The organism is Halorubrum xinjiangense (assembly GCF_900102375.1).
Lineage (GTDB): Archaea > Halobacteriota > Halobacteria > Halobacteriales > Haloferacaceae > Halorubrum > Halorubrum xinjiangense.
The window spans coordinates 159,913-186,554 of sequence record NZ_FNBO01000004.1 but is presented as its reverse complement, the minus strand read 5'-3'; the positions used below and the strand labels follow the sequence as shown (position 1 = coordinate 186,554).

The 26,642-nt window shown below is 70.4% G+C and carries 22 protein-coding genes; 12 read left to right on the top strand and 10 right to left on the bottom strand.

Features of this window, described 5'->3' with window-relative positions; genetic code table 11:
- Window positions 1–99: 99 nt before the first annotated feature.
- A complete protein-coding gene (locus tag F3H13_RS06830) occupies window positions 100–3,294 on the top strand; it encodes an FAD-binding and (Fe-S)-binding domain-containing protein (protein WP_149798287.1) in 3,195 nt (1,064 codons plus the stop codon).
- Window positions 3,295–3,390: 96 nt separating this feature from the next.
- Here the strand turns inward: F3H13_RS06830 and F3H13_RS06825 are convergent, their stop codons facing one another.
- From F3H13_RS06825 to F3H13_RS06815, 3 genes are all read right to left on the bottom strand, one after another.
- Window positions 3,391–4,377: an aldo/keto reductase gene (locus F3H13_RS06825; RefSeq protein ID WP_149798286.1), complete on the bottom strand. Its 987-nt coding sequence runs from the start codon at window positions 4,375–4,377 to the stop codon at window positions 3,391–3,393.
- A gap of 49 nt (window positions 4,378–4,426) precedes the next feature.
- Window positions 4,427–4,819 carry a hypothetical protein gene (locus F3H13_RS06820; RefSeq protein ID WP_149798285.1) on the bottom strand — a complete coding sequence of 131 codons (393 nt, stop codon included), beginning with the start codon at window positions 4,817–4,819 and terminating at the stop codon, window positions 4,427–4,429.
- Between the two features lie 66 nt (window positions 4,820–4,885).
- Window positions 4,886–5,986 carry a pyridoxal-phosphate-dependent aminotransferase family protein gene (locus tag F3H13_RS06815; protein WP_149798284.1) on the bottom strand — a complete coding sequence of 367 codons (1,101 nt, stop codon included), beginning with the start codon at window positions 5,984–5,986 and terminating at the stop codon, window positions 4,886–4,888.
- A gap of 142 nt (window positions 5,987–6,128) precedes the next feature.
- Here F3H13_RS06815 and F3H13_RS06810 point away from each other — a divergent pair, with 142 nt between their 5' ends.
- The 3 genes from F3H13_RS06810 to F3H13_RS06800 all read left to right on the top strand — a co-directional run bounded on the left by F3H13_RS06810 (window position 6,129) and on the right by F3H13_RS06800 (window position 8,401).
- Window positions 6,129–6,725: a metal-dependent hydrolase gene (locus tag F3H13_RS06810; RefSeq protein WP_188128017.1), complete on the top strand. Its 597-nt coding sequence runs from the start codon at window positions 6,129–6,131 to the stop codon at window positions 6,723–6,725.
- Window positions 6,726–6,821: 96 nt separating this feature from the next.
- Window positions 6,822–7,850: a thymidylate synthase gene (gene thyA / locus F3H13_RS06805; RefSeq protein ID WP_149798282.1), complete on the top strand. Its 1,029-nt coding sequence runs from the start codon at window positions 6,822–6,824 to the stop codon at window positions 7,848–7,850.
- Window positions 7,850–8,401, top strand: a complete 552-nt coding sequence (locus F3H13_RS06800; RefSeq protein WP_149798281.1) for a dihydrofolate reductase — start codon at window positions 7,850–7,852, stop codon at window positions 8,399–8,401. Before thyA ends, F3H13_RS06800 begins: the two co-directional genes overlap by 1 nt.
- Before the next feature lie 40 nt (window positions 8,402–8,441).
- Here the strand turns inward: F3H13_RS06800 and F3H13_RS06795 are convergent, their stop codons facing one another.
- Window positions 8,442–8,858 (bottom strand): thiol-disulfide oxidoreductase DCC family protein, encoded by a 417-nt coding sequence (locus F3H13_RS06795; protein ID WP_149798280.1) that lies wholly within the window; start codon window positions 8,856–8,858, stop codon window positions 8,442–8,444.
- Window positions 8,859–9,012: 154 nt separating this feature from the next.
- Here F3H13_RS06795 and F3H13_RS06790 point away from each other — a divergent pair, with 154 nt between their 5' ends.
- Window positions 9,013–10,692, top strand: a complete 1,680-nt coding sequence (locus F3H13_RS06790; protein ID WP_149798366.1) for an HTTM domain-containing protein — start codon at window positions 9,013–9,015, stop codon at window positions 10,690–10,692.
- Window positions 10,693–10,814: 122 nt separating this feature from the next.
- On the opposite strand, the gene F3H13_RS06785 is transcribed toward F3H13_RS06790, so the two are convergent.
- Together F3H13_RS06785 and F3H13_RS06780 are read right to left on the bottom strand one after the other, a co-directional pair.
- The gene (locus tag F3H13_RS06785; protein ID WP_149798279.1) at window positions 10,815–11,696 is read right to left on the bottom strand and encodes a homoserine kinase; all 882 of its coding nucleotides are present in this window, start codon (window positions 11,694–11,696) and stop codon (window positions 10,815–10,817) included.
- 130 nt (window positions 11,697–11,826) lie between these two features.
- Window positions 11,827–12,078, bottom strand: a complete 252-nt coding sequence (locus F3H13_RS06780; protein ID WP_149798278.1) for a hypothetical protein — start codon at window positions 12,076–12,078, stop codon at window positions 11,827–11,829.
- Between the two features lie 125 nt (window positions 12,079–12,203).
- On the opposite strand from F3H13_RS06780, the gene F3H13_RS06775 reads away from it, so the two are divergent.
- The 3 genes from F3H13_RS06775 (at window position 12,204) to F3H13_RS06765 (ending at window position 16,749) form a co-directional block, all read left to right on the top strand.
- Window positions 12,204–13,478 (top strand): TIGR00341 family protein, encoded by a 1,275-nt coding sequence (locus F3H13_RS06775; RefSeq protein WP_149798365.1) that lies wholly within the window; start codon window positions 12,204–12,206, stop codon window positions 13,476–13,478.
- Window positions 13,479–13,677: 199 nt separating this feature from the next.
- Window positions 13,678–15,942 carry a formate/nitrite transporter family protein gene (locus F3H13_RS06770; RefSeq protein ID WP_149798277.1) on the top strand — a complete coding sequence of 755 codons (2,265 nt, stop codon included), beginning with the start codon at window positions 13,678–13,680 and terminating at the stop codon, window positions 15,940–15,942.
- Window positions 15,943–16,002: 60 nt separating this feature from the next.
- Window positions 16,003–16,749, top strand: coding sequence for an SIMPL domain-containing protein (locus F3H13_RS06765; RefSeq protein WP_149798276.1), 747 nt, complete (start codon window positions 16,003–16,005; stop codon window positions 16,747–16,749).
- Window positions 16,750–16,827: 78 nt separating this feature from the next.
- Here F3H13_RS06765 and F3H13_RS06760 read toward each other — a convergent pair whose 3' ends face one another.
- Window positions 16,828–17,811, bottom strand: coding sequence for an NOG1 family protein (locus F3H13_RS06760; RefSeq protein WP_149798275.1), 984 nt, complete (start codon window positions 17,809–17,811; stop codon window positions 16,828–16,830).
- A 201-nt stretch (window positions 17,812–18,012) separates the two neighbouring features.
- On the opposite strand from F3H13_RS06760, the gene arcD reads away from it, so the two are divergent.
- From arcD to F3H13_RS06745, 3 genes are all read left to right on the top strand, one after another.
- Window positions 18,013–19,485, top strand: a complete 1,473-nt coding sequence (gene arcD, locus F3H13_RS06755) for an arginine/ornithine antiporter ArcD (RefSeq protein WP_149798274.1) — start codon at window positions 18,013–18,015, stop codon at window positions 19,483–19,485.
- Between the two features lie 66 nt (window positions 19,486–19,551).
- Window positions 19,552–20,052: a DUF2240 family protein gene (locus F3H13_RS06750; protein WP_188128014.1), complete on the top strand. Its 501-nt coding sequence runs from the start codon at window positions 19,552–19,554 to the stop codon at window positions 20,050–20,052.
- Between the two features lies 1 nt (window position 20,053).
- On the top strand, window positions 20,054–20,476 hold the full coding sequence (locus F3H13_RS06745) for a hypothetical protein (protein ID WP_149798273.1): 423 nt from the start codon (window positions 20,054–20,056) through the stop codon (window positions 20,474–20,476).
- A gap of 50 nt (window positions 20,477–20,526) precedes the next feature.
- On the opposite strand, the gene F3H13_RS06740 is transcribed toward F3H13_RS06745, so the two are convergent.
- Window positions 20,527–22,434, bottom strand: coding sequence for a methyl-accepting chemotaxis protein (locus F3H13_RS06740; RefSeq protein WP_149798272.1), 1,908 nt, complete (start codon window positions 22,432–22,434; stop codon window positions 20,527–20,529).
- A gap of 272 nt (window positions 22,435–22,706) precedes the next feature.
- Here F3H13_RS06740 and F3H13_RS06735 point away from each other — a divergent pair, with 272 nt between their 5' ends.
- Window positions 22,707–24,005: a DNA double-strand break repair nuclease NurA gene (locus F3H13_RS06735; protein ID WP_149798271.1), complete on the top strand. Its 1,299-nt coding sequence runs from the start codon at window positions 22,707–22,709 to the stop codon at window positions 24,003–24,005.
- A gap of 506 nt (window positions 24,006–24,511) precedes the next feature.
- Here the strand turns inward: F3H13_RS06735 and F3H13_RS06730 are convergent.
- Window positions 24,512–25,246 (bottom strand): CPBP family intramembrane glutamic endopeptidase, encoded by a 735-nt coding sequence (locus tag F3H13_RS06730; protein WP_149798270.1) that lies wholly within the window; start codon window positions 25,244–25,246, stop codon window positions 24,512–24,514.
- Between the two features lie 79 nt (window positions 25,247–25,325).
- Window positions 25,326–26,612 (bottom strand): glucose-6-phosphate isomerase, encoded by a 1,287-nt coding sequence (locus F3H13_RS06725; protein ID WP_149798269.1) that lies wholly within the window; start codon window positions 26,610–26,612, stop codon window positions 25,326–25,328.
- Between the last annotated feature and the right edge of the window lie 30 nt (window positions 26,613–26,642).

The following is a 26,642-nucleotide window of genomic DNA, read 5'->3' as shown; positions in this document are numbered from 1 at the left end:
GCGGTCCCGCCGAAAAAGCGGCGCGCTTCGCGGCCGCCCTAAATGAATATAATTATCGTTCACAAAGGATTTATGCCGCTTATCCTACCCACCTTTCCTATGGACGGAGGAGGCCCGGCCGGCCAGGGGGACCCGAGAGCATCGCACGGAAGCGACGAGGGAGACCGACCCCGACGAGTAGCGTCGGACGGCGGAGTCGCCGCTGAGGGCGTCGGGGCCGCGACGGACGGATCCGTGTCGGACGGGTCGACGGCGGCGGAATCGTCCGGGCCAGATCCGGACCGGTCCGCCGTCTCGGCGGCCGCGCTGGGCCACGACCGGCCGGACGTCGAGGCGTACCGGTCGCTCGCGGCCGACCTGCGCGACGCGGTCGCGGGCGGCGTCGAGTTCGACGAGTACGCGCAGGTGCTGTACGCCACGGACGGGAGCGTCTATCAGGCGCGACCAGCAGGCGTGGTGTACCCCCGCGGAGTCGACGACGTGCGGGCGGCGATGCGGGTCGCGGCCGACCACGGCGTCCCCGTGTTGCCGCGCGGCGCGGGGTCGTCGCTCGCGGGGCAGACCGTCGGTCCCGGCTGCGTCGTCCTCGACTGCTCGCGACACATGGACTCGATCCTGTCGGTCGACCCCGACGCGCGCCGCGCCACGGTCCAGCCCGGCGTCGTCCAGGACGACCTCGACGACCGGCTCGCCGAGGACGGCCTGAAGTTCGCGCCCGACCCCGCCTCCTCGGCGCGCGCGACGGTGGGCGGCGGCATCGGCAACAACTCCACCGGGGCGCACTCGGTGCGGTACGGGATCACCGACGCCTACACCGAGGAGCTGCGCGTGGTGCTGGCGGACGGCTCGCTGATCCACACCCGCGACGTCGTCCTCGACTCGCCGGAGTACGAGGCGATCGTCGCGGGCGAGGCGGGCGGCGAGCGCGAGGCCGCGTTGTACGAGACGGTCCGCGCGCTCGTCGAGGGGAACGCCGACGAGATCGAGGACCGATACCCGACGCTCAAGCGGTCGGTCTCCGGGTACAACCTCCACAAGGTGATCTCCGAAAACGACGACGGCGAGGCGGTGATCAACCTCTCGAAGCTGTTCGTCGGCGCGGAGGGGACGCTCGGCGTCGTCGTGGAGGCCACGCTCTCGCTCGTCACCCGACCCGAGGAGACCGCGCTGGCGCTGTACGCCTTCGACTCGCTCGACGCGGCCATGCGCGCGGTCCCCGAGGCGCTGGAGTTCCCCGTGAGCGCGGTCGAGCTGATGGACGACGCGGTCGTCGAGCTGGCGGCGGGGTCGCCGGAGTACGCCGAGTACGCGGAGCCGATCCCGGACCGGGCCGCGGCCGCGCTCATGCTGGAGTGGGACTCTGAGCTGGTCGACGAGTTCGAGGCGGCGGTCGCCGACGCGAACGACCGCTTCCTCGGCGACGGCGACCGCGACGCGTTCGACGTCATCGAGGCGTACGACGCCGAGACCCAAACGGACCTCTGGAACCTCCGGAAGGCGGCGATCCCGCTCCTGATGAGCATGGACGGCGACGCGAAGCCGTACCCCTTCATCGAGGACGCGTCGGTACCGCCAGCGGAGCTCGCCGACTACGTCGCCGCCTTCGAGGAGGTCCTCGACGACCACGGCACCTCGGCCGCGTACTTCGCGCACGCTGGGGTCGGTACCCTCCACATTCGGCCGATCCTCTCGCTGAAGGAGTCCGAGGGGGTCGAGACGATGCACTCGATCGCCGACGACGTCACCGACCTGGTCTTGGAACACCACGGCGCCTTCTCCGGCGAGCACGGCGACGGGCTCGCGCGCACGGAGTTCAACCCGAAGATGTACGGCGAGGATCTCTGGACGGCGTTCCAGGAGCTGAAGTCCGCGTTCGACCCCGAGTGGCGGATGAACCCCGGGAAGGTCGTCTACGTCGACGGCGACACCGCCGCCGAGCGCGGCTACCCGGAGGCCGCCGCCGACACCGACATGCGCGAGAACCTCAGGTACGGGCCGACGTATCAGTCGATCGAGCCGCAGACGACGCTGGACTTCGCCGACGAGGGCGGGTTCTCCGAGCTCGTCGAGCTGTGTAACGGCTGCGGCACCTGCCGCGAGACTGACTCCGGGACGATGTGTCCGACCTACCGCGCCTCCGGCGAGGAGATCCAGACGACCCGCGGGCGGGCGAACATGCTCCGAGCGGCGATAAGCGGTGAGCTCGACGACGAGGAGATCCACTCCGACCGGTTCCAGGCGGAGGTGCTCGACCTCTGTGTCGGCTGTAAGGGGTGTAAGAGCGACTGTCCGACCGGCGTCGACCTCGCGAAGCTGAAGGCGGAGGTGAAACACGACCACCACGAGCGGGAGGGAGCGGGACTGCGCGAGCGGCTCTTCCGCGACATCGACCGGCTCTCGGCGCTCGGGAGCAGGCTCGCGCCGCTGTCGAACGCGGCGGCGAAGCTCCCCGGGGCCCGCAAGGCGATGGACGCGCTCGCCGGGATCGCTCCCGAGCGCGAGCTACCGACGTTCCGGTCGACGAGCTTCGAGGCGTGGTTCGCGGCCCGCGGCGGCCCCGCGGTCGACGAGCGCGACGCGGTCGACACAGTCGCGCTGTTTCCCGACACCTACACCAACTACAGCTACCCGGCGGCCGGGAAGGCGGCGGTGCGCGTGCTGGAGGCCGCCGACGTCCGCGTGGAGGTGCCCGACGGCCTCGCGCCCTCCGGCCGCGCCGCCTTCTCGACGGGGTTCCTCAACGCGGCCCGAGAGCGCGCGGCTGACAACGTCGCGGCGCTCGCGCCCCGCGTTCGCGAGGGGCAGTCCGTCCTCTTCGTCGAGCCCTCCGACGCGGTGATGTTCCAGGACGAGTACCTGGACCTCCTCGACGGCGACGACGTCGAGGCGGTGTCGGCGGCCGCGGCGGGCGTCTGCGAGTACCTCGACGCCCGCCGGGTCGACGAGCGACTGTCCTTGGACGCGCCGGCGGAGACGCTCACCTACCACGGCCACTGTAATCAGAAGGCGACGAACAAGGACCACCACGCGGTCGGCGTGCTCCGGCGCGCCGGCTACAGCGTCGACCCGCTCGACTCCTCCTGTTGCGGCATGGCCGGCTCGTTCGGCTACGAGAGCGAACACTACGACCTGTCGCAGGCGATCGGGCGGATCCTCTTTGGGCAGGTCGCCGACAGCGACGGCGACGCGGTGACGGCGCCCGGCGCCTCCTGCCGGTCGCAGCTCGGCGACCGCGAGGGCGCCGAGACGCCCCCGCACCCGATCGAGAAGCTGGCGGCGGCGCTCGACGACTGAGGCGTCGACGGGCGCCTCGCTCCCGGCCCGTCGCGCGCCTCGCTCCCAGCCGGTCGCGCGCCTCGCCCCCAGATCGTCGCGCGCCGCCCGCTCGCCTCACCAGCGCTGGTGGACGTGTTCGCGCACGTGCTCGGCGTAGACCTCGCTCGCGGCCTCGCGCTCGGCGTCTGAGAGCGGGGGCGCCTCGCTCGCGGCCGCGTTCGCGCGGACGTGGTCGGGCGTCGTCGAGCCCGGGATCACCGTCGAGACGGCGTCGTGGTCGAGGATCCAGCGCAGCGCGAACTCGGGCAGCGGGCGGTCGTCCGGCAGGCGCTCGTCGAGGGCGTCGACCGCGTCGAGCCCGGCCTCGAAGGGGACGCCCGCGAACGTCTCGCCGACGTCGAACGCGTCGCCCTCGCGGTTGTAGTTGCGGTGGTCGTCCTCGGGGAACGCCGTATCGCGCGAGAGCGCGCCCGTGAGGAGGCCCGAGGCGAGCGGCACCCGGCAGATCACGCCCACGTCGCGCGCGGCGGCCTCCTCCAAGAAGAGCTCGGCGGGCCGCTGGCGGAAGGGGTTGAAGATGATCTGGACCGTCTCGACGCCGGGGTACGCCATCGCCTTCAGCCCCTCCTCGACGCGCTCGACGCTGACGCCGTAGCTCGCGATCCGTCCCTCGTCTTCGAGCGTCGCCAGCGCGTCGAACGTCTCCGGCCGGTAGTAGACGTCCGTCGGCGGGCAGTGGAGCTGGACCAGGTCTAGTGTGTCCATCCCGAGGTTCTCCCGCGAGCGGTCGACGAACCGCCGGAGGTTCGCCTCCGTGTAGCCGTCCGCCTCGTGCGGGTCAAGCCGGCGGCCGGCCTTCGTCGCGACGGTCACGTCGCCCGCGGCGACGTCCTCCGCGAGGACCTCGCCGACGATCCGCTCCGAGCGGCCGTCGCCGTACACGTCCGCCGTGTCGAAGAAGTCGACGCCGGCGTCGCGGGCGGCCTCGACCGCCGCGACCGCCTCGTCCTCCGTCACCTCGCCCCAGTCGCCGCCGATCTGCCAGGCGCCGTAGCCGACCTCGCTGACCGCACCGACCTCGCCGAGTTCGCGGTGGTTCATGTCGGCCGGACGTTGTTCGGGCGAACCCAAGGGCGTTCCGAAGGCGGGGTCAAACGGTCCGGCGGCGCCACTCGTGCGGGAACGGGAGGTGCGCCCGCCCCTCGTCCCACTCGGCGTTCATCACCCGCCAGCGGGGGTTGTCCCGCCAGAGGGAGCGCTCGTCGCGCTCGGCGAGTTCGTGCGCCGTGGTCACGTCGTGGCCGTCGGCTCGGTGTTCGATCTCCCTGAGTTCGTGGTACAGGATGAACCGGTCGTACTTCGACCACTTCTCCGAGACCCAGATCTCGTTCCTCGGGATCCCCAAGTCGTCGGCCGCGGGCGGGTGGATCAGCTTCCCGTCGTACTCGACGCGGTAGCAGGCGTTGTACCTCGCTATCTCCTCGTGAGGGACGTGTTCGACCGTCCACCCGCGTTCCCGCATCACTTCGCGCGGCGAAGCCATAGCGAAGCGTCTCATCGCGTGCCGGTTGAAGATTCCGCCGGGTTGTGCCTCGTTCTCAATCCGCGCTCACAGCACGGCCGCGAGCGCGTCCATCGTCTCCTCGACGCGGTCGACGCGCGCGTTGTGGCCCATGTGGCCCACCCGAAGCACGTCCCCGGCGCCCTCGCCCAGCCCGGTCGCGAGGATCACGTCGTGGTCCTCCCGCAGCCGCTCCTGAATCTCCGACGCTCGCCCGGGCACCTCGAAGGCGGTCACCGTCGGCGAGCTCCGCTCGGGGCCCGGGACCGTCTCTAGTCCCAGCTCCGCGCCGCGCTCGCGACACCGCGCCGCGGCCGCCTCGTGTCGCTTTCGGACCGCGTCGAGCCCCTCGTCGAGCAGGAGGCCGAGCGCCGCGTCGAGCGCGACCACCTCGGTCGTGAGGTGGGTGTACGGGAACCCGTCGCTCACGTCGCGGAACGGCAGGAAGTTCGCGTACAGCGAGTGCGGATCCCGTTCGTCCATCGCGGCCCAGGCTCGATCGCTCACCGCGGCGGTCGCGAGGCCCGGCGGCGCGCTGAAGCACTTCTGGGAGGCGCCGAGACAGACGTCGATCCGGTCGGTCGGCACCGGGACGGCGCCGAGCGAGGAGACGGCGTCGACGACCGTGAGTATCTCCGAGTCCGCCGCCTCCAAGCGGTCGAGCGCGCTCCCGATGTCGTTGAGCGTCCCCGTGGGCGTCTCGCAGTGGACCATCGTCGCGAGGTCGAAGTCGGCGTCGTCGGCCGCCAGCGCGTCGTCGAGCGCGTCGAGCGGGAGCGGCTCGTCGTGCTCGGCCGCGACGAGGGTCGGATCGCCCCCGTACGACTCGACGAAGTCGGCGAACCCCTCGCCGTAGAGCCCGTTCGACAGACACAGCACCTCGGTGCCGGGCTCGACGAGCGAGGCGACCGCGGCCTCGAGCCCGAGGATGCCCTCGCCGCCGAGGGCGACGACGTCGCGGGCGGCGTCGTCGGAGCCGTCCGCGACCCCGTCGTCGTCCGGATCGACCCCGTAGGCCGTCGCTAGCCGCTCCGTGAGTCGGCCGTATAGCTCCCGGAACCGCGGGTCGACGTCGGGGTTGATAAGCTCGCGGGACATCGCCTCGCGCACCGGCTCTGGGACCGCGGTCGGTCCCGGCGTCATGAGCATACGCCCCGGTTCGGCCGGCGGTATATAAACGAACCGCGAAGGAGGCCGTCGAGGCCCCACAGGAGGTCGCTGCGCGGGGGTCGACCGCGGTCGCGGTGCCGACACGCTCATATGTTTCTGTCGCTTGCGTCCCGGTACGATGATGCTTCCGACCCACGTGCTGGCGGGGATGCTGCTCGCGGCCCCGCTGGTGCGCGCGGCGCCGGAACTGGCGCCGGTGGGGTTCGCGGCCGGGTTCCTCGGCGGGCTCGCCCCCGACCTCGACATGTACACCGGCCACCGGCGGACGCTCCACTACCCCGTCTACTACTCGGTCCTGTCCCTCCCGGCGCTCTTCGCGGCCGTGGTCGCGCCCTCGGCGCTCACGGTCGGCGTCGCGCTGTTCCTCCTCGGCGCGGCCCTCCACAGCGTCGCCGACATGTACGGCGGCGGGCTGGAGCTGCGACCGTGGGAGGGGAACTCCGACCGCGCGGTGTACGACCACTACCGCGGGAACTGGGTCGCACCGCGGCGGGGCGTCCGGTACGACGGCGCCGTCGAGGACCTGGCGCTCTCGGTCGGACTGGGCGTCCCCCTCCTGCTCCTCGTCGACGGCCCCCTCCGACAGATCGTGATCGGGACGCTGGTCGTCGCGGCCGTGTACACCCTCCTCCGCCGGCGCCTCGCGGAGATCGCGGCGGCCGTGATCCCGCTTCTCCCGGCGGCGGCCGACCCGTACCTCCCGGACCGATACCGGTGATCGCGACGGCCGATCAACGTTATTAGGTGCCCCCACTCGTTTCATCCGATAACAGTCCGTGCCGGTGACCGCCGGTCCCGGCGCGCCGAACCCACCATGCAACAGTACCTCGACCTCGTCGACGACGCGCTCTCGACCGGCACGTACAAACCGAACCGAACCGGCGTCGACACGATCGCGACGTTCAGCGGCCAGTACACCGTCGACCTCGCCGAGGGGTTCCCCCTCCTGACGACGAAGAAGATGGACGGCTACCGGTGGAACTCGCTCATCCACGAGGTGCTGTGGTACCTCTCCGGCGAGGAGCACATCCGGAACCTCCGCGAGGAGACGAAGATCTGGGACGCGTGGGCCGACGAGGAGGGGAAGCTCGACACCGCGTACGGCCGGTTCTGGCGCCGCTACCCGGTACCGGAGTCGCACGCCGAACTCCCCGGCGAGACGTGGCCCGACGACGCGAACCGCTGGGTCACCGTCGAGGAGGACGAAGACGGGACGACGCGGCGCACGTTCGACCAGATCGGGTACGTCCTCGACACGCTGGCGGAGAACCCCCACTCGCGCCGGATGGTCGTGAACGCGTGGCACCCGGCGAACGCCGCCGTCTCGACGCTGCCGCCCTGCCACTACACCTTCGTCGTCAACGTTCAGGACGGTCGGCTCAACCTCCACCTGACGCAGCGGTCGGGCGACATCGCGCTCGGCGTCCCGTTCAACATCGCGGCGTACGCGCTGCTCGCGAACGCGCTCGCCCAGCGGACCGGCTTCGATGTCGGGGAGTTCGGCCACACCGTCGTCGACGCGCACGTCTACTGCGGCCGCGGCGACCGCGGGAAGTGGTACGCGAACAACCTCCGCTACGTCCAGGAGCGGCTCGCGAACGTCGAGCGCAAGAGCGACTACCTCGACGTGAAAAGTTGGGTCGAGCGCACCGCCCCCGACGAGCCGAACGGCCAGGAGGGGTACGACCACGTTCCCGGCCTCCTCGAACAGCTCTCGCGGACCCCGCGCGACCGCCCGCGGATCGAGATCGCGGACAAGCCGCTCGACGAGCTGACGTACGACGACGTCGAGGTCGTCGACTACGACTCCGCGGACGGCATCTCGTTCGCGGTCGCGGAGTGATGGCGGGCGCCGACGCTCCCGGGGGGGAACGCGCCCCTCCCGACCTCGTCCTCGTCGCCGCCGTCGCCGAGAACCGCGTGATCGGCGACGACGGCGGGATGCCGTGGCACTACCCCGCGGACCTGGCGCACTTCAAGCGGCTCACGACCGGTCACCCGGTGATCGTCGGCCGGAAGACGTACGAGAGCATCGTCGACCGACTCGGCGGCCCGCTGCCCGACCGGACCAGCGTGGTGTTGACGACCCGTCAGATTGCCGACGACGAACTCGCGGATGGCGCCGTCGTGGCGAGCGACCCGGACGCCGCGGTCGAGCGCGCCGCGGCGGACGCCGCCGACCGCGGAGTCGACGCCGTCTACGTCATCGGCGGCGCCGCCGTCTACGACGCGTACCTCGACCGCGCGGACCGGCTGGTGATCACCGAAGTCCCCGGCCGTCCCGAGGGCGATACCCGGTTCCCCGAGCGGGATCCCGGGGTGTGGGTCGAACGCGACCGCGAGACCGAGGGCGAGCTCGCGTTCGTCACCTACGAGCGGCGCGACGCGGACTGAGCGGCGCCGGGAGGCGGGCCCCTCCTCGACATCCCGCAGCTCACCCCAGAAATCGCGACTCGACGTCCTCGGACGGCCTCACGCACCGGTCCTTCTTTCCGAACCAGCGGTACCGGTTGTCGGCGACGAAGTCGTACACGCGGTCGCGGACCGCCTTGGGCACGTAGCGGAACGGCGAGAGCAGCCGATAGCGGCCGCCGAGCCCCGTCGCGATCCGGATGACGGCCGCCGACTTCACGTAGCTCTCGCCGTCCTCGATCAGAACGATCGAGTCCAGTTCCTCGGTCGCGAGGCCGTGTTCGGCCAAGAGGGCCCGTCCCACGTCGGACTGGAGCGAGGCGAACCGGTACTTCCCCTCCGGGTCGCGGGGGAGAATGAACTGTACGAACCCGCTACAGAGGTTACAGACGCCGTCGAAGAGTACGATCGCAGCGTCCTCGGGGATATCCTCGTCCATCTCCTCTCGTGTGTACACGGCCGCCGCAGTTCAGGATTCCGGTGGGACCGGACCGAGCCTCTTCCCGGCGACCGCGAGACGGAGACGCCGGTGCCGTCGCACGGAAAACTTATATCGGTCCCTCTGTGTCTCCCACAAGTTGGATCACACCACCATGCCTCGGAGTCTCTCTGTCGCGACCGTCCGGTCGCGGTTCTCGGCCGTCGTTCGACGGCTCTCAGCGGCGGTCGCCGCGCGGAGCGCGGTCGACCCGCGCGCGCTCGCCGCCTTCCGGATCGGGCTCGGGACGCTGCTGATCGCCGACCTGCTCCGTCGCTCGCGCTCGCTGACGGCGTTCTACACGGATGCCGGCGTGCTCCCGCGACGCGCGCTGTTCGCCGACTACTCGGGGACGTACTCACTCCACGCGCTCTCCGGCGAGCCGTGGGCCGTCGCGTCGCTGTTCGCGGTCGCGGGCGCCGTCGCCCTCGCGCTGGCCGTCGGGTACCGGACGCGGCTCGCGACGGCCGTCTCGTGGCTGCTGTTGCTCTTCCTCCAGGCCCGGAACCCGATGGTGTTGAACGCGGGCGACGCTCTCCTGGCGATGCTGCTCTTCTGGGGCGTCTTCCTCCCGCTCGGCGCGCGCTGGTCGGTCGACGCGATCCGGCGAGCGGCGGCCGCAAACCCTGAGGACGACGCGATAGCCGACGCCGCCGACGGCGTTGAGGACGACGCGGCGTCGGAAACCGCTCCCTCGCCGGGGGGCCCGCACGCCGCCGCTATCGCGACGGTCGCCTCCCTGGGCGTGCTCCTCCAGATGCTGGTGATGTACGTGACGAACGGCGTCCACAAGCTGGAGGGGGACCTCTGGATGGGTGGCGAGGCGGTCGCGTACGTCATGCAGGCGGACCACTTCACCTACCTCCTCGGCGACCACATCGCCGCGTTCCCGACCCTGCTGCGCGCGGCCACGTACGTGTGGGTCGCGCTGCTTTTCGCCTCGCCGCTTTTGATCCTCTCGACTGGGTACTCCCGGGCAGTGGTGGCCTCGCTGTTCGTCGGCATGCACCTCGGGATGGCGGTTACGATGCGGATCGACCTGTTCCCCGTCATCGCCGTCGTCGGCTTCATCCCGTTCTACCAGACGCCGGTCTGGGACGCCGCGGCACGCGCTGTCGACCGGTTCGGGCCGACTGAAGCCCTCGATCGATGGCGTGCGGGGTTCGAATCCGCGGGGAGAGCGATCGCTTCGCTCGACGCGTCGGCTCCGCGACCGACACCGACTGACCGCCTCGCCGGCCTCACGGACGGCGTCACCGCGGGAGTCGAACGTGGCCGCCTGCTTTTCTCGACGGTCATCCCCGTCTTCTTCGTCGTGTTGATCGTCCTCTCGAGCGCGCAGTCGGTCGGCTACGGCGAGGTTCCGGACCCGGGCGAGGAGGTCTTAGAGACCGTCGAGATGGACCAGCACTGGCAGATGTTCGCGCCCGAACCCGTCCGCACGACGCGGTGGTTCGTCGCTCCCGGGGTCCTCGAAAACGGGAGCGAGCGGGACGTGCTCCATGACGGCGACGTCTCCATGGATCGGCCGCCGGACGTCGACGCGACGTACCCCACCGCACGCTGGCGGAAGTACCTCTCGAACGTCTACTCCGGGGACAACGAGAACCACCGCTCGTACCTCGCGAACTACCTCTGTGCGGAGTGGAACCGAACGCACGCGACCGACGTCGAGACCGTCACCGTCTACCAGCTGTACGAGCGGACCGACCCCTACAACGGGAGCGTCCGGGCCGCGAACGAGTTCGAACTCGTCGAGTACGACTGTTCGGGTGAGTTCGTCCAGAACGAGTGAGCGCCGCGCGGTCGCCGATTCCCTGTCGCCACGCGCTCGCCGTTTCGCCGTCACCGCGCGCTCGCCGTTTCGCCGTCACCGCGCGCTCGCTGTTTCGCCGTCGCCGCGCGCTCGTCGGACGCCTACTCCTCTAGAACGGTCGACCCGCGGCCGATCTGCGTCTGGTACGCGCGCGCCTCGATCCCGGCGCCGGCGAAGGCGTCGAGCATCCCGGCGGCGACCTCGCGGCGGTCGCGCTCGCGGCAGGCCGCGATCACCGCCGGTCCGGCGCCGCTGACGGTGACGCCGGTCGCGCCCGCGTCGAAGGCGCGCTCGCGGACGTCGTCGTAGCCGGTGATCAGGCGGGCGCGCTCGGGCGTGACCACGGGGTCGCTCATGCCGAGGCCGACGAGGTCCGGGTCCGAGCGGCACATCCCGATCGCGAGCGTCGCCGCGTTCCCCACGGTCTCGACCAGCTCCTCCATCGAGGCGGTCTCGGGGACGACCCGGCGCGCGTCGCGGGTCGAGACCGCCACGTCGGGGAGGCAGACGACGAGGGGGATCGCGGCGTCGACCGACCGGGTCCCCTCGGCGGTCGTCACGGTGAACCCGCCGAGGATCGAGGGGGCGACGTTGTCGGCGTGCGCGACGCCGGAGACGACGGCCTCGCCCTCCGCGGCGATCGGGACCAGTTCCTCGCGGGAGAGCCCGCGGTCGTACAGCCGGTTGAGCGCGACGGCGGCGCCGGCGGCGCTCGCGGCCGAGGAACCGAGCCCCGACGCCGGGCGCACGCCCTTATCGATGTGTATGCGCGCGGGCGCGTCGAGCGCCTCGACCACGGCGCCGACCGTGTTCTTCTCGGGGTCCTCCGGGATGTACTGCGCGCCGACGCCCGTGACCTCGATCGTCGTCTCGGCCGCCTTCTCGACCGTGACGACGTCCGCCGGCCGCGAGAGGGCCGCCCCGAACACGTCGAAGCCGCTCCCGAGGTTCGCGCTCGTCGCGGGGGCCCGTACCGTTACCATGGCGGGGAGTGTCCCTCGGGGGGCAAAAAGGAGCGGGATCGAACAGCGCGACGGCGGACGCGGTCGCGGTCGTCCGACGGGGCGGAGCGGAGAGAGAAAGGGAGAGGCGGGCGGTTTCCTGGTGTCGACCTCAGCGGCCGGCCATCGTCCACAGCAGCGCGCCGACGAGGACCAGCGGGATGCCGAGGAGGATGAACGTCGGCGGCATCGCCGTGTACGGCGCCATCAGGAAGATGACCCCAAACCCGGCCAAGATCGACGCGATGATCTTCTGGGACTTCAGCGGTGCGGCGCCCAGAAGCGAGACGACGAGCCCGAACAGTATGACGTGCCCGAGGTGGTAGTCGAGCAGGAACGTGTCGATGACCAGCGGCGAGATCATTCTTGGCTGGAGGTGCGAGCGATTCGCGCATTAAAGTTCCGTTTCTCGCGGCCCGGGCGGTCCGCCGCGTGCCGATCTTATAAGAGTCGTCGGTGCGACCGTGGACCGTGCGACTCGTTCAGGTCATGATTCCGGCGGGCAAGCGGGCGGCGGTCGTCCGCGCGCTCGACGACGAGGGCGTCGACTACGTCGTCACCGACGAGACGAGCGGCCGGGAGTACACCGCGGTCGCGACGTTCCCGCTGCCGACCGCCGCCGTCGAGCCCGTCCTCGAACGGCTCCGAGAGGCGGGGATCGACGAGAGTACCTACACCGTTATCGTCGCGGCCGAGACGGTCATCTCCCGACGGTTCGAGGCGCTCGAAGACGAGTACGAGGAGGAGGCCGATCACGCGGGCAACTACATCTCCCGGGAGGAGCTGCAGGCGAAGGCCGACGACCTCGCGTCGGGGCTCCGGACGTACGTGCTGATGACCGTCATTTCGGCCGTGATCGCGACCGCCGGGCTCCTGCTCGACTCGCCGGCGACCGTGGTCGGGTCGATGGTGATCGCGCCGCTGATCGGCCCCGCGATGTCGGCCGCGATCGGAACCGTCGTCGACGACGAGGAGATGTTCCGGCGCGGCGTGCGGATGCAGGTGATCGGGGTCGTCGTCGCGATCGCCGCCGCAACGGTGTTCGCGTTCGCGATACGGACCCTCGCGCTGGTTCCCCCCGGGATCGACCCGCTCGCGCTCGCCGAGGTCTCCGAGCGGCTCGCCCCGAACGTCCTCGTCCTCGTCGTGGCGATCGGCGCCGGCGTCGCCGGGATCGTCTCGCTGATGACAGGCGTCTCCGAGGCGATAGTCGGCGTGATGATCGCGGTGGCGCTCATTCCGCCGGCGGCCGCCGTCGGCATCGGGATCGCTTTCGTGATCCCGCAGCTCGTGGTCGGTGCGAGCGTGATCGTCGCGGTGAACACTCTCTCGATCAACCTCTCCGCGCTGGTGATGCTGTGGTACGAGGGGTACCGACCCCAGCGGTGGTTTCGCGAGGACGACGCGCGTTCGGCATTCGTGAAGCGCGCCGCGACCCTCTTCGTCGCAATCGCCGTGCTGTCGGTGTTCCTCGGCGGGGTCACGTACGACTCGTACGTCGCCTCGACGACCGAGGCCGATATCCGGACCGCCGTTAACGACGAGCTAGACGCGATGGGTTTCGGGACGGAGCTGATCGAACTCGAGGTCGAGCGCGAGGGGACGCTACCGCCTCGCAACACCGAACGCGTGGTGGTTACCGTCGGGGCGCCCCCGGGCATCGGTGCGGAGGAAATCGCCCGGGCCCTCGACCGTCGGATCGAGACGACGATCGACGAGGACGTACAGGTGGAGGTCCGGCTCGTGGCGGTCAGTCGCTCCTAACCGACGATCGAACGCGCCGGACAGCGACAGAACGCGTCTCTGCCCTCGGCGTGAACAACGACCGACTGATCTCTATTGTTTCTCCGATAAACGTGAAAATGAACCGTTCCTGCCGCGCCAGAACTTTGGTATCGTCGGTTTTTACGGCGCATGACGAAAGTGGAAGTACTTTTTAACGCGGCCCCAGTGCCATAGCACAGTGACGGACTCAGAGCAACCCGACGACGATTCCATGCGGGAGGTCGTCGAGCGGTCCCGGAGCGGCGCCCCGGCGGTCGGCGAGGCCGTCCGGGACCGCTTCTCCTCCGACGAGGTATTCCAGCGGATTATCGCGGCCGCGGACGAGGAGGTGACCTCGGGGAGCCGCGAGCTCTTCTTCAGCGGGCTCGCCGCCGGGCTGGCGATCACGATCACGTTCATGCTGTACGCGTCGCTGACCGCGGCGACCGACTCGCATCCCATACTGAGCGTGCTGCTGTACCCGCTCGGGTTCATCTACATCATCATCGGCGGCTACCAGCTGTACACCGAGAACACGCTGCCGCCGGTGGCGCTCACGCTCGAACGGCTGGCGAGCCTCCCGACGCTCCTCCGCCACTGGACGATCGTGCTCGCGGGCAACTTCGTCGGCGGCGGGATCGGCGCGCTCGTGCTGTCGTACGGCGGCGTCTTCACGGGCGACACCGTCGACGCGGCGCGGTACATCTCCGAGGGGGGGTTCGCGGTCGACTTCGTCCCGCTGTTCTTCAAGGCCGCGATGGCGGGCCTCATCGTCGCCGGCGTCGTCTGGGTCGGGTTCGCCTCCACCGACTCCGTGACGCGGATGCTCGTCGTCTACCTCGCCTTCCTCGCGATCCCGCTCGGAAACCTGTTCCACGTCGTCGTCTCCTTCACCGAGGTGTTGTACCTCTTCTTCCAGCACAGCATTCCGCTGTACGGCGCGGAGATCAGCCTCTACTCCGGGATCGTCGGCTTCGTGATCCCGGTGTTGCTCGGGAACACCATCGGCGGAGTCGTGTTGGTCACGCTCGTCAACTACTTCCAGACCAGCGAGGAGCGCCTCGAAGAGGCGCGCTTCGAGGGCGTGAGCCGCCGCCTCACGGTCCCCGAGTGGGCCTTCGGCCGCGCGGCCGGTCGCTCGTACGTCCCGATTCTGGACGCCACCGAGGCGACGCTGTTCGCGGGCGAGGGATACCGGGTCATGGTGCCGATCACGAACCCCCGGACGGACGAGCCGATAGTCGAGCTCGCGGCGCGGCTCGCGAGCAGCCACGACGAGGGGGTCGTCCACATCGTCCACGTCGTTCAGGCGCCCGAGCGCATGTCGCTGTCCTCCGGGGACGCGGGACAGCGGATCGCCGACGTCTCCGCGGAGGGGATGGCGAACCTCCGGTCGACCGCGACCGACTACGACGTCGAGGTGTCGACCTCCACGGTCGTCTCGCACCGCTCGTTCGAGGAGGTGTTCAACATGGCCCGCCGGACCCGCCCGGACGCCGTGCTGATGGGCTGGGGCGACGACCAGCTGTGGAGCGCCGCCCGCGCCGAGCGCCCCATCGACGAGCTCACCAACCAGCTCCCCTGCGACTTCCTCATCCTGAACGAGCACGAGCTCGACACCTCGCGGATCCTCATCCCGACCTCCGGCGGTCCCGACTCGGACCTGAGCGCGGAGGTCGCGAAGGTGCTCGCCGACACCGCCGACGCGGAGGTGACGCTGCTCCACGTGGTCGACGGGCCGGAGGACAAGGGCCGAGGCGAGGCGTTCCTCGCCAACTGGGCGGCGGAACACGGTCTCGAGGGCGCGGAGCTCGTCGTCGACGACGGCGGCGACGTGGAGGATGGGATCTGCCGGGCCGCCGGCGACAAGACCCTCGTCATCATCGGCGCCACGGAGAAGGGGCTGCTCTCGCGGCTCGTCTCGAACTCCCTGCATCTCGATGTCATTCACGACGTTGACGCCTCGGTCCTGCTCACGGAGCGCCCCAGCACCCGATCGCTTCGCGAGCGGCTGTTCGGATCCGGTCGCCGCGCCACCGACATGTCGGGCGGCGTCGAGCGCGACCCGGAACGGTCGGAAGGCACCGACGTGCGGGCGGTCGAGAACCGCGATCCCGGTAGCGACGACGCTCCCCTCGACGGCGCCCCCCTCGAGGACGCCGGGAGCGACGACGGCAAGGCCTCGAACGGCAGAACCGACGCCGCGGACGCCGCCGTCGACGCCGCCCTCGACGACAGCGAGGAGGCCGACGACGACGAGACGGCCGGGGACGTCGACGACCGCCCCGAGGACGAGCAGCCTCACCTCGACGACACGTACGTCGTGGATCACGACGTCGCGGACGAGGAGGCCGCCGACGAAGCGGACGACGAGGCCGCCGACGAAGCGGACGACGAGGCGGGCAACGACGAGGCGGGCGACGACGAGGCGGGCGACGATGAAGCGGACGACGACGGCCGATAGCGAAAACGGCTCTTTGTGCTATCGGCGACTTATACGTGGGTCCGGAGCGACGGTGCGCGTATGAACAGGCGACTGACGGCACTCATCGGTATCGCGGCGCTCGTCGCGCTGGCCGGCTGCTCCGGTTTCGCGGGCACCGCGACGCCGACCGACGGCGACGAGGCGCAACTGGAACGGAGCATCGACGTGACGGCGACGGGCGAGGCGACCTCGGCGCCGGACCGCGCCACTCTCCGCGTGGCGGTCACCGCGACCGGCGACGACGCGGCGGCCGTGCGCGACGAGCTGGCCGCCGACGAGGAGGCGCTCCGGACGGCGCTGACCGACTGGGGGCTCGGCGACGACGCGATCCGGACTGAGCGGTACGACGTCCGCGAGAGCTACGAGACCCGCGAGGACCCGAACCGGACTCGGTACGAGGGCGTCCACCAGTACGCGATCGAGCTCGACGACGTCGACGCCGTCGGCGAGGTGATCGACGTCGCGATCGACGCAGGCGCAGACCAGGTCCAGCGGATCGAGTTCGGCCTGAGCGAGGAGACCGAACGCGAGGTCCGCGAGGAGGCGATCGCGCAGGCCATGTCGAACGCGGACGACGACGCGGCGGCGCTCGCCAACGCCAGCGGGCTGGAGGTCTCCGGGGTCTACGAGGTGTCGACGACGCAGTCGGGGTCGCGGCCGTACGTCACCGAGAGCTACGACGCGGCCGGCGACGGCGGCGACGCGGGCGCCTCGACCGCCGTTGAGACCGGCGACGTCAGCGTGCGTGTCTCGGTCAACGTCGTGTACGAGGCGGTTCAGGCGTAGCGCCGCGAGAGAATCAGTAGGCGTAGCGCCGCGAGAGAACCCGTTTTTCAGCGTACGTGCGCCGACCGCGCAGCCTGACTACTCCCCGTCGCGCGTGGGGAGGTCGGGTTCGTAGCCGACGGCGTCGACCGCCATATCGAGGACGTCCTCGACGTTCTCGTCTTCCGTGACGCTCATCGTCGCATCGACGGACTCCGCTTTGACCGCCTCGAAGCGGTCGTGTTTGTTCGCCACGGTGAGCAGCGGCACGTCCGCGCCGAACAGCTCGCGGACCTCCTCGCGGAGCTCCAGCTGGACGTCGAGGGGGTAGCCGCAGTCGCCGGAGGGGTCGATGACGAAGACGACGGCGTCCGCGAGGTGTTCGAGGGCGCTCACCGCCTGTCGCTCGATGTCGTTGCGCTCGTCTTCCGGCCGGTCGAGGAGGCCGGGGGTGTCGACGATCTGGTAGCGGACGTGGTTCCGGTCGAAGTGACCGATCTGGACGTCCTTCGTGGTGAACGGGTACTCCGCGATCCGGTTGGACGCGCGGGTGACCCGGTTGACAAACGAAGACTTCCCGACGTTCGGGTAGCCGGCGACGACGATTGCGGGCTCGTCCGTCTTCACGTCCGGGAGGACCTTCAGCTGGTCCCGCGAGTCGCCGATGTAGCGCAGGTCGTCTTCGATCTGGTCCATCACGTCCGCCATGCGGGCGAACGCCTGTTTGCGGTGCTTGCGGGCGGTGTCGACGTCCGAGTTGCGGATCTTCGTCGTGTACTCGTCGCGGAGGTCCTCGATCTGGCGGCTGGCCCACATCACCTGCGAGAGCGCCTGCCGGAGCCGGTCGACGTCGACGATGGCGTCCGCGAGCTCGTAGTAGAACGGGTCGACGTCGAAGCCGAAGTCGGGCCACGAGGTGACGACGTTCTCCAAGTTGTCCGAGAGCACGTTGCCGGCGGTCCGGAGCATCGACTCTTGCGCCTCGTGGCCGCGCTTCGCGCGCCCGGCCCGCGCCGCCCGCGAGAACGCCTTGTCGACGAGTTCCTCCGCGCGGGGCGTCGTCGGGAGGCCCTCAAATATCATGTTACCTCGGCTTCGCCGCCGACGCGTATAAGAGCGTCCGTTCGCGGACCGCCGCGACACGGCGGCACACGGGCGGACGCGCCGGGTGCCGGAATGACGGAGGCCCGCCGGCGCCGTCGACCGGAAAGATAGACGAACGATCGTTATCTTCTTCGCTCATATTTCGAGACGTTCTTATGCTTCAAAGGAATACAGCGGCGCATGGCACGCTCGTTCACGCCCACGGCGTACGACGACCTCGACCCGGACCGTCGCCCGAGCCTCGCGGCGGCGCTGGTCCCGGTCCTCGCCGTCGTGGCGTTCCTCGGTATCGGCTCGGCCGTCCTCGGCTTAGACCCGCACCCGCCGCTGCTCTGGAGTATCGCCTTCGTCGGCGCGTTCGGCCTGTGGCTCGGCTACGACTGGGACGAGCTGTTCGACGGCATCGCGAACGGACTCGTGATGGGACTACAGGCGATCCTCATCATCTTCACCATCTACGGGCTGATCGCGACGTGGGTCAGCGCCGGCACCATTCCGAGCCTGATGTACTACGGGCTGGAGATCCTCTCGCCGACGACGTTCCTCCCGGCGGCCGCCGTCCTCGCGGCCGTCGTCGCGTTCGCCATCGGCTCCTCGTGGACCACGGTGGGGACGCTCGGCGTCGCCTTCGTCGGCATCGGCGCCGGACTCGGCGTCCCCGCGCCGATGACGGTCGGGGCTGTCCTCTCGGGGGCGTACGCCGGCGACAAGCAGTCGCCGCTCTCCGACACCACGAACCTCGCGGCCGGCGTCACCAACACCGACCTGTACGGCCACATCCGCCGGATGCGGACCGGCACCGCGATCGCCTTCGGCCTCGCGGTCCTCGGCTTCGCCGCGCTCGGCCTGCGCACGAGCGGGACCATTCCGGCGGGCCGGATCGCCGAGATCCAGGGCGGGCTCACGGAGACATACGCGATCACGGTCCTCGCCTTCGTCCCGCTCGTCGTCACCTTCGGGCTGGCGCTGCGCGGCTACGCGGCGCTCCCGACGCTCGTCGCCGGCGTGTTCGCCGGCGCGTTCACGACGATCCTCCTCCAGGGGACCGGCTTCGTCGCCGCGTGGGAGATATTCATGTCCGGGACCGCGCCGGAGTCGTCCTCCACGACGGTGAACGATCTCCTCGCGACCGGCGGGCTCACCGGCTCCGCGTGGACGATCACGGTCGTCGTCGCCGCCCTGTCGCTCGGGGGCATTCTGGAGCGCACGGGCGTCCTCGCGGTGATCGCCCACGCGTTCACGTCGTCGGTGAAGAGTTCGGGCGCGCTCGTCGCGGGGACCGGCGTCTCAGCGATCCTCATCAACGCGCTCACCTCCCAGCAGTACATGAGCATCGTTCTCCCGGGCGTCACGCTGCGGAACACCTACGACGAGTTCGGACTCGACACCGACCAGCTCTCCCGCGCCGTCGAGGCCGCCGGGACGCCGACCGGCGCGCTGTTCCCGTGGCACGCGGGCGCGGTCTTCATGGCGAGCGCCACCGGCGTGCCGACCGTAGAGTACGCGCCCTACTACCTGTTCGCGTTCCTCTCGCCGCTCGTGCTCTTCGCCATGGCCGCGACCGGGTACACGATCGACGCGAACCCGGTCCCAGCCGACGGCGGCGCCGAGGCGAGCGAGGGCGCCGCCGCCGCGCCCGGCAGCGACGACTGAGGCCCGTGCGGTCCGGGCGAGCCCGCGTTCGACACGTTTACGCGCCCGCCGGGCCGTCCGTTCCACATGAGTCTGGAGGTCGCCGTCGCCGCCCCGTTCAAGACCCGAGCGCAGGACCGGCTCGGGCAGGGGGAGTTCGTCGTCGCGCTGTCGCTGGAGCGGGAGTGGTTCTCGCCCGACCAGGCGAAGCGGCTCGTCGACGTCGCGGTCGGTCGCGGGCTGCTCGCGTCCGAGGACGGCGACCTGGTCCCGCAGTTCGACCCGGCCGAGGTGACCGTCCCGGAGGGGTTCACCCCGGACGAGTCCGTCCTCCGCGAGCAGTCAACCTTCGAGAGCGCGCTCGACGCCATCGTCGCCGCGGGCGTCGAGAAGCAGCGGGCGGTCGCCGCGATCAACGAGCGCCAGCGCGCGCTGGCGGTCACCATCGAGGCGGCCGCGGTCCTCTACGCCCGCGAGCAGGGCGCCGCGGTCGACCGGCTCGCGGCCGACGTGCGAGAGGAGCTCGCCGCAGACGCGGTCGACGGAACGGGAGTTCAGAGCGCCGCCGACGACTCGGAGGGGGTCTGAGATGGTCACGGACCGTCTCACCGACGGCGTCCGGATCGCCCAGCTGCTCGCCTCCGAGGTGACCGGCAACGAGAGCGACCTCCGCGGGCTGACGGTCGCCGACGCCGACCCCGACGTCGAGCCGACGGCGGACGGCGAGCTGGCCTACCGGATCGTCCGCGAGCGCGGCGACTCGGCGGACGAATTCGGCGGAGACGAGTCCGCCGAACCCGTCGCCGAGGTGTACGTCCAGCCGGACCGCGCGCGGATCGAGGCGATCGCGGCCCCGGACGCGGCCGCAACGGCGGCGGGTGAGGTCGACCTCCGCGTTCGACCGAAGACGGTCCACCCGCCGCGCACGCTGGTGTTCGTCGAAGACGGCGCGCAGGTGAAACGCGCGCTGCCGGTCCTCACCGCGGTCCGAAACGCGTCGGACGACGAGTAGCCGACGGCCGGCGCCGGTTCACGAAAAGAGTCCGCGTCGCGCGGCGTCGACTACTCGGGCTGGCCGCCGTCGCCGACCGCGACGTTGGGACCGGGCGAGCCGCCAGTGTCGACCCCCTCGTCGGTGACGTCGAAGTCGCGGACGAGCGCGCCGAGCCGCTCCGCCTGCTCCGCGAGCGAGCCGGCCTCCACGGTCGATTCGTTCATCGCGGTCAGCTGCTCGTCGGCGGCATCGGCGACCGCGTCGGCCTCGTCGGCGGTCGTCTGACTGATCTCCGCGACCTCCTCGGCCATCGAGACGGTCTCCTCCGTGCTGGCCGCCTGGTCGTCCGTCGCGCGGCTGATCTCGCGGATCCCCTCGCCGGCCTCCCCGGCGTTGTCGGACACCCGCGCGAACGCGTCCGCGGCGTCGTCGACCGCTTCGGCGCCCGCGGCGATGTTCTCCTCGGCGCTCCGGACCGCCTTCACCGTCCCGTCGGTCTGCGACTGCGTGGCGCCGATGAGCTCCTCGATCTCCGTGGCGGCGTCTTGGGTCTCCTCGGCGAGCTGTTTCACCTCGTCAGCGACGACCGCGAAGCCGTCGCTCCCGCCGCCGTTCCCGCCGGCGCGGGCGGCCTCGATGTTCGCGTTCAGCGCGAGCAGGTTCGTCTGCTCGGCGATGTCGCCGATGAGGTCGACGATCTCGCCGATGTCCTCCATCCGCTCGTCGAGTTCTTGAACGGTTCCCGCGGCGGAGTCGAGTGCCTCGCGGGACTCCTCGACGCGCTCGATCGCGGCCTCGGCGGTCTCCTCGCCGTCGTCTGCGATGTCGGCCGTCTGCTCGGCGACCTCGACGACGGTCTGCGTCGAGGAGGCGACCTCCTCGATCGTCGCCGAGAGGTCGTTCATCTCGTCGGACACCTGCCGGAGCATCTCGCGCTGCTCGTCGGCGCCCTCGGCGATCTCCGTGACGGACCGGCTGACGGTCTCGCTCCGGTCGGCCGCGGTCTCGACGCCCTCGACCGTGTTCGCGCTCGCGGCCGACACGTCCTGCGCGAACGACCGGACCTCGCCCATCGCCTCGTCGATGTCGTCCATCATGCCGTTGAACGCCTCGCCGATCTGGGCCATCGCCTCGCTCTCGCTTGCCGCGTCGAGCCGGACGGTGAGGTCGCCGTCGGCCGCCCGGTCCATCGCGGCGCTGAACTCGTCCGCCTTCGTCTCCAGGTGGCTGTTCAGCCGCTCGACCTCCTCGCGCCGCTCCTCGACCTCCGCTTTCGCCGCCTCGACGTCCTGTATCTCCGACTGCTTCTGCTCCGCCAGTTCGAGCTGCTCGCGCGCCGCCTCGCGCGACTTCTCGATCGAGTACCAGTTGATCATCAGTGCGCCCGCCAGCGCGGTGATGAACGCCGCGTGGATCCCGCCCCAGACGATCGGGTTCTCGATCGCGGCCGAGTGGTTGTAGACGAGGCTGGCGTCGATCAGCCCGAAGGCCGCGTGACCGCCCGCGACGTACGTCATCCCGAGCGCGAACGGGAGCCAGTCCTCGTACACCGCCACCACGGCGATGAACACGAAGAAGTGGATGTGCGCCTCGATGTAGCCGCCCGAGAGCTTCACGAGCGCCATCGAGACCGTCAGCCCGCTGAACGTCGCGAGCAGGGTCCGAGTCCGGCGGTCGAACCGCGGCCAGGCGGCGAGCAGCCCGAATCCGCCGATTATCGCGACGATCGCCCCGAGCATCCAGAGCGGCGTCGCCGGGATCTGCGCGCCGCTGATCGGTTCCGTCCCCTGATAGAGGCCGAGGCCGATCAGAAACGGGAGCTGGACCGCGATGACGATCAGAATGTTCCTGTGGCGCGGCTTCCACATCTCTTCCGGCATCGAGGTGCCGTCGGGGATGTAGCGGATCACCTCCCGGACGCTCGCGGTCAGCCCGCCCGATACCCCCGAGCCAGTCTCGGTCGCAGTCTCTGCCATACGCGACGGTTGTCGTATCATTTAAAAACCCATCGCCTCCAAGTATTATCGCTGATATCGCCGTACGGTGGGTCGATAAGTGATAATATGTTGAACACAATCTCTGGCCAACACTTTCGGTATCCCACGTGCTTTGCTTCTTTTTACGGAGGCCGAATCAGTTCAGTGGCCGACCCGGAGTGTCCCTCCCCTCCGTCCGTGACCGTCGGAGGGGTCGCAGCGCCGACCGCGCGGCCGACGAGTTTTATATCCGTCCGGTCCGCGGTACGCCCGTGACGCTCGATCCGATCCACGTCGAGAACATCGCCCAACTCGCGTACGGCATCGGCGGCGACGTGGACGCGACGGACCACGACGACCTCGCCGAGCGCGTGTGGCGCGAGTGGCTCCCCGAACTGCGCCGCGACGGCCGCGTCGTGATCGAGGCGCTCGGCGACCACGAGCGCCGCCGGGCCGCCATCGACGACGTGGCGCTCACCGAGCGCCCGTTCGAGACGGTCCACGGCCTCGACTCGGGAACGATCAACCCGACGACGTTCAAAAACGGACTCGTCGTCGACGTCGCGCACGCGGCGATGGCGAGCTCGCCCACGGACCTCGACCTCCACCGCGACCGCACCATCGTCGCCACCGTCCACGCCGGCGACTCGACCGCGGGCTTCGACAGCGAGTGGACCCGCCGCGACGAGGGCCACACCCGCCAGCGCGTGCTCCACGTCCCGCGGGTGAACCGCTACGCGGAGCGGGTCGTCCACGCGCTCGCCTTGTACCTCGCCGAGGGGACCCACGCGCTCGACCACGCCGACGCGGTCGACGAGCTCCTCGTCCTCGACGGCCCCATCTACCCGAAGGAGCTGTTCACGTGGGCCGACCGCGACCCCGAACTCGGCGTGCTCGCCCGCGAGGCGAAGCCCCGCGCGGTGATAGAGAAGTACGTTCGCCTCGTCGAGCGGTTCGTCGAGCGCGACGTGCCGCTGGCCGGCTTCGTGAAGAACCCCGCGAGCGGGGCCGCGGTCCGAGCGCTCTCGCGCGCCGGCGTCGAGTCGCCGTGGCCCGACGACACGGCGCTTTTTACCCGGCTGTTAGAGCGGCGCGAGCCGGACGGCGGCGCCGATACCGGTGGGACGTTCACCGACGACGATCCGGCCGCCGACCGCGGCGCCCGCCTCGACGACGACCTCACCTTCACCACGTGGTTCCGCAGCCGCGGCGGCGCGGACGCGCCGATGGCCGCCGACGGCGACGCGCTCGGCGTCGAGCGCGAGCTCGACCCCGAGCTGTACGAGCCCACGTTCACCGTCGTCTACGACCCCCGGACCGACGTGACGTACAAGCTGGAGGCGCCGTACGCGTTCACCTGCGACGCGGCGACCCGCGAGCGGCTCACCCGGCAGGTCCTCGCGGAGGTGGCGGCGACCCGCGGCCCGCCGGAGCCGGTCGCGAAGGCGGACGAGCTGGCGCGGATCTCCGCGACCGAGAAGGCGGCGCTCCGCCGGAAGTTCGAGGAGCGCCTCGGCAGCGACCAGCAGGCCACCTACGACGACCTGCGATGGGGGAAGGAGACGTACTGAGCTGCCATCGATTATACGTAACTAGCTGCCAGTACCGTCGTTTCGGACTTCTGTACCCCCAGCCGCTGCTTATAAACCACCCATTCCGGTTCGGCGGAGAACACCTCCAAAGCCCCAGCCGCTTAGTTATAAATGGTTGATAGCGAATCGACAGAAAACACCTCCAAAGCCCCAGCCGCTTAGTTATAAATGGTTGATAGCGAATCGACAGAAAACACCTCCAAAGCCCCAGCCGCGCGGCCGCCGCACACTCGCTGCGCTCCTCGTTCGTTCGCTTCGCTCACTCACTGCGGTGCTTGCGTCGTCTGCGGCGGCCGCGCGGCTGCCCCTTTGAGTCCCCCCCGTACAGCACCGCGACCGCACCGCACGCCTCCCCAGCCTCGCGGCTCCCTGCGGTCGCCGCGTCCCTCGCGCGTGCTGCTCGCGGCCTGTCGGCCGCTCGCAGGCACGCGCCACCGCAGAGATTCTATCGGAATGATCGCGTTTCAGAACAGTCGCGTCCGCCCTCAGAGCGTCTCCGCCAACAGCAACGCGTAGGTGATCGCGTTGTAGATGCCGTGGACCAGTCCCGGCACCACCACGTTGTCCGTCCACTCGTAGAGCGCGCCGAGGACCGACCCGAGGACGACGACGACGCCGACGTACGCCCACTGCTCGACCGGCGTTCCGGAGACCGAGGGAAGGTGGATCAGCCCGAACGCGAGGCTCGCGATGAGCACCGCGGGGACGGCGTCGAACGCGCGCCGAACGCCGCCCTGGACGACGCCGCGGAACAGCAGCTCCTCGACCGGGCCGACCACCGCGAGTGACACGGCGATCATCGCGAGGTAGTAGGCCACGGGGTCGCCCGCCGGGACGACCGCTCGGTTCTGGCCGGTCGAGAGCCCGACCTGATCGAGCGCGAACAGCGCGCCGTACTGGAACGCGAAGAGGACGATCCCCCCGCCGACGATGATCGCCGCCTCGCGAGCGTCCGGGCGGGAGACCCGCGCGAGTCCCCACTCACCGGTGATCGCGAGGTAGCCGGCGACCGCGAGCGCGAACCCGCCGAACTGGAGCAGCGTCTGAAGCAGCTGGTAGCCGGTCGTGCCCTCTGACACCAGCCCGAGGGAGGCCGCGAGGTCCGCGCCCGGCGCGGTGATCGCGCTCGCGACGAGGAGCGCGAACACGATCGCGAACAGCGCGCTCGCGACCCGGAACACCCGCTCGCCGACCGCCGAGGCCGAGAGGTCGTCGCTCATTGCCGGGGACACGGCTCGCGGGGCTTTAGACGCACCGGAAGGGGATCGTCGGCGTCGATGCCGACTCGCGGTTCGGGTTTCAGTCGATCCGCAGCTCGCGCTTCTCGTCGACCGCGTCGGCCTCCGCGAAGTCGCCGCCGCCGAGCAGTCCGCGGGCCGCCTTCTTCCCCCACTCGACCGCGGGCTGCGTGAACGTCGAGACGCTCGCGAGCTCGCCGTACAGGACGCAGGCCGCCTCCATGCCGAACAGCAGCTCGCCGAGCGCCCGCTCGTCGACGCGGTCGATCTCGACGCGCACGTTCGGGACGTCGGCAGCCGCGAGGCTCGCCTCGGTCGCCTCGAACTCGGCGTCGAGGAGCCCGCCAAGCGACGAGCCGCCGAGGTACGCGAGGCCGTCCAGATCGGTCTCCGGGATCGGCACCTCTTCGCGCTCGATCGGGCGCACGAGCGTCACCAGCTTGTCCGGCGGGCCGGCGCGGTACAACTGGAGCTGGGAGTGCTGGTCGGTCGCGCCGAGCGCACGCGCCGGGGTCTGCCCCAGCCCGTCCTTCCCGAGGCTCTCGGCCCACAGCTGGGCGAACCACTCCGCGAACGTCTCCAGCGACTCCGCGTACGGCATGACGGCGTTGGTGAGCGCGCCGCGCTCCGCGAGCGCGTACGTCGCCGCCCCGTAGGCGTACGCGGGCGACTCGTACAGCGACCCCGAGAGCGCGGCCATCCCGTCGCGGCCGCCCGCGAGGACCGCCTCGACGTCGTGGCCCTGGAGCGCGGCGACCGCGAGGCCGACCGTCGACAGCACGGAGAAGCGCCCCGGAACGCCGTCCGGGACCGGCAGCGAGGGGAGGTCGTGGCGGTCGGCCAGCTGCCGGAGATTCCCCGCCTCGCCCGTGGTGACGAGGGTGCGCTCGGTCCAATCGACGCCCGCGTCGGCCATCGCCTCGCGGACGACGAGGAAGTTCGCGAGCGTCTCCGCGGTCGTCCCCGACTTCGAGACCACGTTGATCACGGTGTCGTTGAGGGGGAGGTCGTCGAGCAGCGCCCGCGCGTCGTCGGGGTCGACGTTGTCGAGGACGTACGCGTCCACGTCGCCCGACAGGGCGTTCGACAGCGTCGCCGCGCCGAGCGCGCTCCCGCCGATACCCACCGTCAGCACCGCCTCGGGGCGGTCGAACTCGTCGACCGCGGCGTAGATTGCGTCCGGGTCCGCGGTCTCGGGGAGATTCAGGGCGGCGTACCCGAACTCGTCGTCCGCCATCCCGGCCGCGATCCGCTCGTGGGCGGCCGCGACGCGGTCGTCGAGCCTGTCCAGCGTTGCCGTCGTGAGCCCGGGGGTCGTCTCCAGGGCGTTGCCGAGGTCCACGCGCATACTACCCTCACCGCGCGAGAGCGACTTAAA